Source organism: Bacillota bacterium (genome assembly GCA_024655925.1).
GTDB lineage: Bacteria > Bacillota > DTU025 > DTU025 > JANLFS01 > JANLFS01.
The window spans coordinates 8,797-18,124 of sequence record JANLFS010000028.1 but is presented as its reverse complement, the minus strand read 5'-3'; the positions used below and the strand labels follow the sequence as shown (position 1 = coordinate 18,124).

Below are 9,328 nucleotides of genomic sequence, written 5' to 3'. Positions count from 1 at the left end.
CGGAGCTGACAGCGCGAGGAATACCGGCGATCCTCGTCCCTCACCCTCACGTCCCCGACAACGTGCAGGAGAAGAACGCGGTCGCCCTCGAGCGGCGTGGCGGGGCCCGGGTGGTCCGGGACAGGGACTTGACCCCCGAGGTGCTGACCCGAGAGATAACCAGCCTTCTCGGGTCACCCCGAACCCTCGAAGCCATGGCCCGTGCGAGCCTCGCCTCCGGGATGCCGGACGCGCTCGACCGGGTCGTCGCCTGCGTCGAGGGCTTGATCCAAGGATAGTTCCCAAGCCCGGTGGACAGGCTCCCCAGGCTGGTGGAAGGCATAGAATAGCATCGTCGGGGCGCGCGGGCGCGTGCGAGGTGACCGCAGGGATGTGGAACGGCAAGCGTGTACACTTCATAGGGGTCGGGGGCAGCGGAATGAGCCCCCTCGCGAGGATACTCTCGGGAATGGGCGCAAGGGTGTCCGGGTCCGATATCAAGCCATCCCCCAAGCTCTCGGAGGTAAGCGAGGCGGGGGTGGAAGTATACACAGGGCACGATCCCGCGAGAGTGCACGACGCCGAACTCGTGGTGGTCTCAGCAGCGGTTCCTCCGGATGATCCAGAACTCCGCGCTGCGAAGGAGGCAGGCATCCATGTTGTGACCCGCGCGGAACTGCTGGGGGAGCTCATGAATCCCGCACGGGGCATTGCTGTGACTGGCACGCACGGCAAGACAACGACCAGTTCCATGGTGGCTCTCTCTCTCGAGCGGGCGGGACTTGACCCCACCATCGTGGTTGGGGCTAGCGTCCCCAAGATCCCCGGCGGCGGCAAGCTCGGACGCGGGGAGTTCGTCGTGGTTGAGGCGGACGAGGCCTACGGGTCGTTTCTCAGGCTCACTCCGGAGGTCGCGGTGGTCACTAGCATCGATGATGATCACCGCGATTATTACTCGACGTTTGAAGGAATCCTGGAGGGGTTCGCCCAATTCCTGAGAAGAATAAAGCCGGGAGGCACTGCGGTCGTCTGCGCTGACGACCCAAACACTGGGCGCGCGGTCTCGGGCCTCCGCAGGCGCATCGTCACCTATGGTTTCGCTCCCGGTGCCGACTATACCGCGGCATCCTCCGAGGCTTTGGGCTTCGGATCGCGGTTCGAAGTAGTGCACCGCGGGCGGCCGCTTGGCAAGTTGGAACTCGCTGTGCCCGGAGTTCATAACATAAGCAATGCCCTGGCGGCATCGGCCGTCTGCGACCTGCTGGGGGTGGATTTCGGGGCGGTGCGCGACGCTCTGCGGGACTTCACCGGAGCGGAGCGCAGGTGTCAGATCCTTGCTCGGACGCGCGGCGTGACAGTCGTGGACGACTACGCTCACCACCCGGCCGAGATACGAGCGACCCTCTCAGCCCTCCGCAGGGCTACGTCCGGCAGGCTAGTGGCGGTGTTTCAGCCTCACCGGTTCACCAGGACAAAATTGCTGATGGATGAATTCGCCCGTTCCTTCGGCAACGCCGACGTGATCGGAGTGACTGAGATATTCTACGAGGGCACGGGCGAGCAGCCGATAGCGGGGCTGTCCGGCAAGGAGCTTTGCGCCAGGATTTCCGCCTTCGAGGGCAGAGAGGCCACGTATATCCCGGACCGGGGAGCCCTAGACGAGTTCCTTCGCAAGACAGTTCGGTCGGGCGACATCGTAGTCACAATGGGCGCTGGGGATATCTATAGGGCATCTCGGAAGTATGCAGACGAACTCCTGGACGGGTCCACCACTCCCAGGTGATAACAGGACGGTCGGAGGAATTGCGATGGCGAGTATGGTCACCGAGGGGCATGTGAAACGGCTCGAACGCACGTTTAACGGGAAGATCCTTGTGAACGAACCGATGAGAAACCATACCTCTTTCCAGATCGGTGGCCCTGCGGACCTCCTCTGCCAGCCCAACGACGTCGCGAGTCTGCAGGGTCTTCTCCGGTTCGCGTGGGAGGAAGGGCTTCCCATATTCGTGTTGGGAAACGGGACGAACCTCCTGGTGGCGGACGAAGGCATCCGGGGAGTGGTCGTGAAGATCGGCGAAGGGCTCGACCATATAATCTTCGACGGCCCTCGAGTGCGCGTGGGTGCGGGTGCAGGCATGCCCGCAGTGGCCAGGGTGTGCGCGGACAGAGGCCTGTCCGGATTCGAGTTCGCGGTGGGTATCCCCGGGTCTATCGGAGGCGCCATCGCCATGAACGCGGGGGCCTATAGCTGCACCGTGGGCGACGTCACCCGCGAGGTACTGGGATTCTGCCTGGACGGGACGTCCACCTCCAAGACAGGCGAAGAGATGCAGTTCGGCCACAGGTGCAGCCGGCTGTCCCACGGAGACATAGTGGCCTACGAAGCTGTGCTATCCTTGCGACCGAGTGACCCTGAGCAGATCAAGAGGCGCATGGCCGAGTACATGCACGACCGCAAGGTCAAGCAACCTCTGCAACTCCCATCGGCCGGGTGTGTGTTCCAGAACCCGTCAGGCCGTGGCGCGGGCAGGTACATAGACGCCGCGGGGCTCAAAGGCCTCAGGGTAGGTGGTGCTGAGGTCTCGAAGGTTCACGCGAACTTCATAATCAACACCGGGGACGCATCTGCCCGAGACGTTCTCATCCTGATGAACATAGTCAGACGCACAGTACTTGAGAAATTTGGAATCGACTTGGTTCCCGAGGTGCGGGTCGTTGGAGGCTAGTCAAGACATTTCCAGAGGTGGCTCCCATGAGTTCCCTGAGGATACTTGGAGGAAGACAACTCAAAGGAAGAATCGCCGTAGGTGGTGCGAAGAACTCGTGCCTGAAGCTTCTTGCATTGTCTCTCATGGCTTCCGGCGAGTGCTCCATCACCCACGTTCCAAATATACTCGACGTCCACACCATGTGCGAACTTCTCCGGGCCTTGGGCGCCCGGGTTTCTTCCCCGAGGACGGGCGTGGTGGAAGTGGACCCGCGGCCAGCTACATCCACTGAGCCGCCCGAACACCTGGTGAGGCAGATGAGGGCTTCAGTCCAGGTGCTTGGGCCTGTACTCGCCAGATTCGGCGAGATTCGAATGCCTTTCCCAGGAGGCTGTCCCATCGGATCGCGGCCGATCGACCTGCACATAAAGGGCCTTTCCGCAATGGGTGCCCAGTTTTCGGAGGAGCACGGCTACATCATCGGCCGCGCCGACAGGCTCACCGGCACCGAGATCCATCTGGACTTCCCGAGCGTTGGGGCGACTGAGAACATCATGGCCGCGGCCTGCCTGGCGAGAGGCACCACGGTGATCAGAAATGCGGCGCGGGAACCTGAGATCGTAGATCAGCAGAATTTTCTGACTAGACTTGGGGCGGAGATAAGGGGGGCGGGAACTGACACTATTAGGATAACCGGTGTCGAGGGGCTCGGCGCGACGTCCTATCCGGTCATGCCTGACCGCATCGAGGCCGGCACCTACTTGATTGCGGCCGTCGCCACACAAGGAGACGTAACCATTGAGGATGTTGTCCCCGAGCACCTCGAGGCTGTCGCCGCGAAACTCGAGGAGGTTGGAGCAGTGGTGCTGATGGGAGCGGACTCCGTGAGGGTGGTCATGAACGGCCGGCCTGCGCCGTGTGCGGTCAAAAGCATGCCGTACCCCGGTTTTCCAACCGATCTTCACGCACCCATGGCTGCCCTGCTTACCTTCGCCCGCGGTACATCAATTGTCACCGAGAACATATTCTCCAACAGATTTCGGTATGTAGACGAGCTCGTGAGGATGGGCGCACGAATTCAGGTGGATGGGCGGACTGCAGTGATCCGCGAGGTAAGCGAGCTGTCGGCAGCGCGCGTGGCTGCCCCGGACCTCAGGGCTGGCGCTGCGCTGGTTGTGGCGGGGTTGGCTGCCAAGGGGGAAACGGTTATCGAGAGAATGGAGCATGTCGAACGGGGGTACGAGAACCTCTCGGCCAAACTCTCGTCCCTCGGAGCACAAGTCGAGTGGGGGTTCGATAGGAGAGTGGCGGCGAGCGGAATCTAGACCGGGTTCAACCAGGTGTGGTTGTTCCTGGCGGACGTGCTATAATGGGGTCAGGTCATCGGTTCGGGGGTGGTCCGGTGCCTGACCCTCATGACGTTTCTGACGTCGGGGCGGAACCGCAGGGAAGAGCCAAGAGAACCAGATTCGTCCCGGCGATGCTTGTGCTGTTCGTGGTCATCGCGGTCTTCGCGTTCCTGAATTCGCCGTTCTTTCGCGTCAGAGACGTTCAGGTTCGGGGCTCTGAATATCTCTCGGCTCAGGAGATTCGCCTCATTGCCGATGTTCCCCCCGAATCCAACATCTTCCTGGTCCCGACCCGGGCCATTGAACGCAGGCTGCTCGCTACGCCCAGGATTTCCTCGGCGCGCGTCGCCCGAGTGCTGCCGGATTCCGTCGTCATTACTGTCACCGAGAAGAAGACGGTAGCGTACCTCCCTTATGCCGGGTTCTTCATCGAATTGGACAAGTCGGGGTGTGCGATTGCGGTGTCGGAGGCGGTGACTGATCCCGACACACCCGTGATTGTAGGGGTCGTGCCTGCATACGTGGCTGTGGGAGAGCCTGTCAGGCCTGGTGAACTGGTGCAAATCGGGGCCGCTGTGGGGGCGGCCCTGATGGAGAGACGCATTCCGAACTTGTCGGAGGTGGACGTCTCCAGGGCGGATGACGTGGTCCTGCGGACCGCGGACGGGATCAAGGTGTTCCTCGGACGTTCTGACGGAATCCAGGCCAGAGTGAGACTCCTAGATTCCATTCTGGCCTCCATCCGGGAGCAGGGGCTCTCGGTCAACTACATCGACCTCAGAGTAGAGGCGAAGCCCGTCATCCGCGAGAAGTGACTTCCAGCCGGCGAGAGGGAAACCGTGGTCCTGCGTGGAAGTATCACCGGCGGAGCGCGGCGCTCGGGGGCCGCGGCGCGTCGTAGGGGGCGGGTGGAGGGGACAGGCTTGAGCAAGAGAGATATCACAGTGGGGCTCGACATCGGCACGACCAAGATCTGCGCGCTCATCTGCGAGCGCGGAGATTCGGGTGAGCCGGAAGTCATTGGAGTAGGGACGAGTGTGTCCGCAGGTCTCAGGCGCGGCGTGGTTGTGGACATTGACGCGGCAGCGGCCGCTGTCTCGGACGCCGTGGCCCGCGCCGAGAACATGTCCGGGTGCGCGGTCGTCTCAGTGACAGCAAGTCTATCTGGCGCACACGTATCGTCCATGGGGAGCAGGGGTGTTGTGGCAGTTGCCAGGCCGGACCGGGAGATCACCTCCGACGATGTCGCCAGAGTGCTCGAGGCAGCTAGAGTGGTGGCCATTCCTCCTGACCGCGAAGTCGTGCATGTCCTGCCCAAGGAGTTCATCATCGATGGTTGCAGGGGCATCAAGAAGCCAGTGGGCATGAGCGGTATCAGGCTGGAAGTGGACACGCACATCATTACAGGGTCCGCGACCTCCATCCAGAACGTCAAGAAAAGCAGCGCCCGCGCTGGCCTGGAGATCGATCACCTTGTGCTTCAGCCTGTCGCCTCGGCCGAGGCGGTGCTGACTCCCTCAGAGAAGGAACTCGGTGTGCTTCTGATGGACGTGGGCGGTGGGACCACGGATATCGCCGTGTTCGTGGAAGGCAGTCCTTGGCATACTTCTGTCATCCCGGTGGGAGGCAAGCACATCACGAACGACATCGCTCTCGTGCTCAGGCTGCCGGTTCCGGCAGCGGAGACTCTCAAGGTGAAGCGTGGGTGCGCGCTCGCGTCGATGGTACGCGAGGAGGAGATGTGTGGGCACATCAGCGGGGAGGCCGACATAGGTACGGCGGCCGTTCCCCGGCGCGAACTGTGTTCGATCATAGAGGCCCGGGTGACCCAGATCATGGAGATGGTCCGGGCTGAAGTGGAACGTGCTGGGCTCATGGGCCAGCTTCCGTCAGGGGTGGTAGTGACGGGCGGGGCAGCCGCAATGCCTGGGTTTGTCGAGGCTGCGCAGCAGGCTTTGCGGTTGCCTGCGAGACTCGGAATCCCCACGGGAGTGTCCGGGCTTGCAGACGTCGTGTCCAGCCCAGCGCACGCGGCTGCGGTGGGACTCGTCAAGTACTCGTGGGAGGAATCGGCCGGAAGAGGGCATGCCCCGGCCAGCCGCAGGCAGGCGGGGTTCATGACAGGCGTGAGGCAGTGGTTCAGGGACATTTTCTCGCCCTGATGTCTTGCGCGCCTTCTGAGAGACACCGAGACGGAGCAGGCAAGGAGGATGCGTGGTGTTTGAACTGGAACTCGAGATGGACCGTTTCGCCGATATCAAGGTGATCGGAGTCGGCGGGGGCGGGAGCAACGCGATTAACCGCATGATAGGCGCAGGGCTGAAGGGCGTCGAGTTCATAGCTCTAAACACGGACGCTCAGGCCCTGCGCATGTCGGACGCGCCCCGCAAGATACAGATAGGCGAGAAGCTCACCAAAGGCCTCGGGGCCGGGGCGAACCCCGAAATCGGCAAGAAGGCGGCGGAGGAGAGCCGGGACCAGCTGAGTTCGATCCTGGAAGGCGCCGACATGGTCTTCATAACCTCCGGGATGGGGGGCGGCACCGGTACGGGCGCGGCCCCAATCATTGCAGAGATCGCAAAGGAACTCGGAGTCCTCACCGTGGCGGTCGTGACCAAACCTTTCTCCTTCGAGGGTCGCAAGCGGATGAGCCAGGCGGACCAGGGGATAGCGAACCTCAAGCAAAAAGTGGACACGCTCATCGTGATCCCCAATGACAGGCTGCTACAGGTGGTGGAGCGCAAGACTTCGATAGTCGAGGCGTTCCGCATCGCTGACGACATCCTCCGCCAGGGCGTGCAGGGCATATCTGATCTCATCACCGTCCCCGGGCTCATAAACCTTGATTTCGCCGATGTGAGGACGGTAATGACCGATGCGGGCTCAGCCCTCATGGGGATAGGTGTTGCCAGCGGGGAGCAGCGGGCCGCAGAGGCAGCCCGCGCCGCGATATCCAGCCCGCTTCTGGAGGCGTCCATCGAAGGTGCAAAAGGAGTGCTTCTGAACATAACCGGGAGCTCCAACTTGGGACTCTACGAGGTGAACGAGGCCGCAGAGATTGTATCGAATTCGGCAGACAATGACGCCCTCGTGATATTTGGCGCAGTCATCGACGAGTCCATGCAGGACGAGATCAAGGTCACGGTGATTGCCACTGGGTTCGAGGCGGCTCGCGCACAGAGCCAGCAGAGCAAGGCCCGAGGGATCGAGCAGGTGGAGATAAAGCCGCTTGCGGGCGCGGACGACCTCGACATACCGCCGTTCCTCAGGCGCGCCCGCTAGCGCGCCGAGGACGTGCTGTCCGACAGTGCTCTTCATATGATGACCGCCCGGCAGCGAACCCTTGATGCCGGGCGGTCTTCGCTCTGCTGTTGGGCATCGAAATGCCTCGCACGCCCGACGCCACAGTGCGACAGGGTTCGGGCGTGCACGGTGCTAGACTTGACAGAGGCGGAGGGGAGCGGGGCAGCGCCGGGCAATGGAGGAAATCCCGGCCCTCCTTATGTAGAACCGTGAAGTAGAGGGAGGGGGGTGTCGTGGTTGTTCCGCGTCTACGTCGACAGCCTATTTCTCGTCTTCGGTGGGACCTTCATACTCGACGCCCTGGCCTTGTGGGCCATCCGGCAGATACTTCGCCTCCGATCAACTAGGTCCCGGCTCCTCGGGGGTGCGGCCGTGAGTGCGACCGTGTTCGTCGTGGTGGTGGCCTTATCCGATATCGGCCTCTTCAACATCACTTCTACCATCTCGTTGGGTCTGGCAATCCTCTTGACCGCGGTGTCCATTCGCATCGCGTTCCCGGGAACCCCTCTCAAAATCATGGCAAGCGCCCTCTTTCACAGGTATCTTCTCACCGTTATGGCGGGAGGGGCGGGGGTAGTGGCGCGTGCCGCGACGGGCGGGAACCCCCTCGTGTCGTTCCTGGCGGCGGTCTCAACGATACTACTGGTTGCGGAAGCTGGGTGGGGGGCGGTACACCGCGGCATCCGCGATGGGCTCTTCTTTGTGCCTGTGTCGATCTTCTTTGGCTCCGGTGCGGTTTCGGTTTGGGCGCTCATAGATACCGGGAACCGGCTGCGGGATCCACTTTCGGGCAATCCGGTGATCATCGTCGAGTACTCGGCGATAGAAGGGGTCCTGCCTCCAGACATCCGGGAACCGGTCCGAAACTCGGGCTCGGATTTCTCGACTGCTGCGGCTGCAATAGCGGAGTCCGGGTGGTCCGCGCGGTTCCGGGCAGTCCCATACACCTCCATAGGCCAGGAGAGAGGGCTCCTCGTTGGGTTTAGACCTGACGAGGTGCGGGTGTCTGAAGGCAACCGTGAGATATCGACGCGCCACGCCGTGGTCTGCGTGCACTCTGCCAGGCTCTGCTCGGATGGGAAATACCGCGCGCTTCTCAATCCGGACATCCTGACAACCGCGTGACTCGCGAGGAGGGCGGATTCATGACCAACCAGATCCAGAGAGTCACCTGGGCGGTCCGGCTGCTTCTGATACGCCTGTTCAGCTGGTGCGTCCTTGTGGACGACACTGTAGTCAGGTACGTAGGGAGCAGCGAGACTCTGCCTCCCCCGCTTTCTGCGGAAGAGGAGACCGTTCTCATCACAAAACTGGGGGATGGTGAACCCAGGGTACGTGAGATGCTAGTAGAGAGGAATCTGAGGCTTGTTGTGTACATCGCTCGCAAGTTCGAGAGCACAGGCATAGGGGTGGAGGATTTGGTCTCCATCGGCACGATCGGGCTGATCAAAGCGGTCAACACTTTCGATCCGGCAAAGCGTATCAAACTCGCGACTTACGCGTCACGCTGCATAGAAAACGAGATTCTGATGTACCTCAGAAAGAACAACAGGCTCAAGAGCGAGGTTTCATTTGATGAGCCCCTGAACGTTGACTGGGACGGAAACGAACTCCTGCTGTCCGACGTGTACGGGACTGATGAGGACCTCGTCTACCAGGCACTTGAGGACGAGGTGGACCGGTCTCTACTGATAGAAGCGCTCTCTGCCCTTTCTGGCAGGGAAAAGCGGATCATGGAACTGAGGTTCGGATTCCGGGACGGAGCGGAGAGAACTCAGAAGGAAGTCGCGGACCTTCTTGGCATATCCCAGTCCTACATCTCTCGGTTGGAAAAACGCATTCTTTCCAAGCTCAGGAGAGAAATCAGCAGGATAGAATGATGCCAGCCGGCAGACGCATATCCCGCCGCCGCCCACGTGCGTGGGGCATTTGTTGTTCGGAAGGCCTTCCACATGGAGGGCCTTTCATCGCTGTTGCGGTGCGCTGTGC

9 protein-coding genes are annotated in these 9,328 nt (G+C 61.7%); all 9 read left to right on the top strand.

Features of this window, described 5'->3' with window-relative positions:
* The coding region (locus NUW23_06060; protein ID MCR4425742.1) for an undecaprenyldiphospho-muramoylpentapeptide beta-N-acetylglucosaminyltransferase at positions 1-278 on the top strand (278 nt) is incomplete at its 5' end.
* Positions 279-370: 92 nt separating this feature from the next.
* Complete coding sequence (murC, locus tag NUW23_06055; protein MCR4425741.1) at positions 371-1,762, top strand: UDP-N-acetylmuramate--L-alanine ligase; 1,392 nt, start codon at positions 371-373, stop codon at positions 1,760-1,762.
* Between the two features lie 25 nt (positions 1,763-1,787).
* Positions 1,788-2,705 carry a UDP-N-acetylmuramate dehydrogenase gene (murB, locus tag NUW23_06050; protein MCR4425740.1) on the top strand — a complete coding sequence of 306 codons (918 nt, stop codon included), beginning with the start codon at positions 1,788-1,790 and terminating at the stop codon, positions 2,703-2,705.
* A gap of 26 nt (positions 2,706-2,731) precedes the next feature.
* Positions 2,732-4,012 (top strand): UDP-N-acetylglucosamine 1-carboxyvinyltransferase, encoded by a 1,281-nt coding sequence (gene murA / locus NUW23_06045; GenBank protein ID MCR4425739.1) that lies wholly within the window; start codon positions 2,732-2,734, stop codon positions 4,010-4,012.
* Positions 4,013-4,089: 77 nt separating this feature from the next.
* On the top strand, positions 4,090-4,851 hold the full coding sequence (locus NUW23_06040) for an FtsQ-type POTRA domain-containing protein (GenBank protein MCR4425738.1): 762 nt from the start codon (positions 4,090-4,092) through the stop codon (positions 4,849-4,851).
* Positions 4,852-4,959: 108 nt separating this feature from the next.
* Positions 4,960-6,198: a cell division protein FtsA gene (ftsA, locus tag NUW23_06035; GenBank protein MCR4425737.1), complete on the top strand. Its 1,239-nt coding sequence runs from the start codon at positions 4,960-4,962 to the stop codon at positions 6,196-6,198.
* A 55-nt stretch (positions 6,199-6,253) separates the two neighbouring features.
* Positions 6,254-7,318 carry a cell division protein FtsZ gene (ftsZ, locus tag NUW23_06030; GenBank protein ID MCR4425736.1) on the top strand — a complete coding sequence of 355 codons (1,065 nt, stop codon included), beginning with the start codon at positions 6,254-6,256 and terminating at the stop codon, positions 7,316-7,318.
* Between the two features lie 249 nt (positions 7,319-7,567).
* Positions 7,568-8,464, top strand: a complete 897-nt coding sequence (locus NUW23_06025) for a sigma-E processing peptidase SpoIIGA (protein MCR4425735.1) — start codon at positions 7,568-7,570, stop codon at positions 8,462-8,464.
* A 20-nt stretch (positions 8,465-8,484) separates the two neighbouring features.
* Positions 8,485-9,219, top strand: coding sequence for an RNA polymerase sporulation sigma factor SigE (gene sigE / locus NUW23_06020; GenBank protein MCR4425734.1), 735 nt, complete (start codon positions 8,485-8,487; stop codon positions 9,217-9,219).
* The last annotated feature ends 109 nt before the right edge of the window (positions 9,220-9,328 follow it).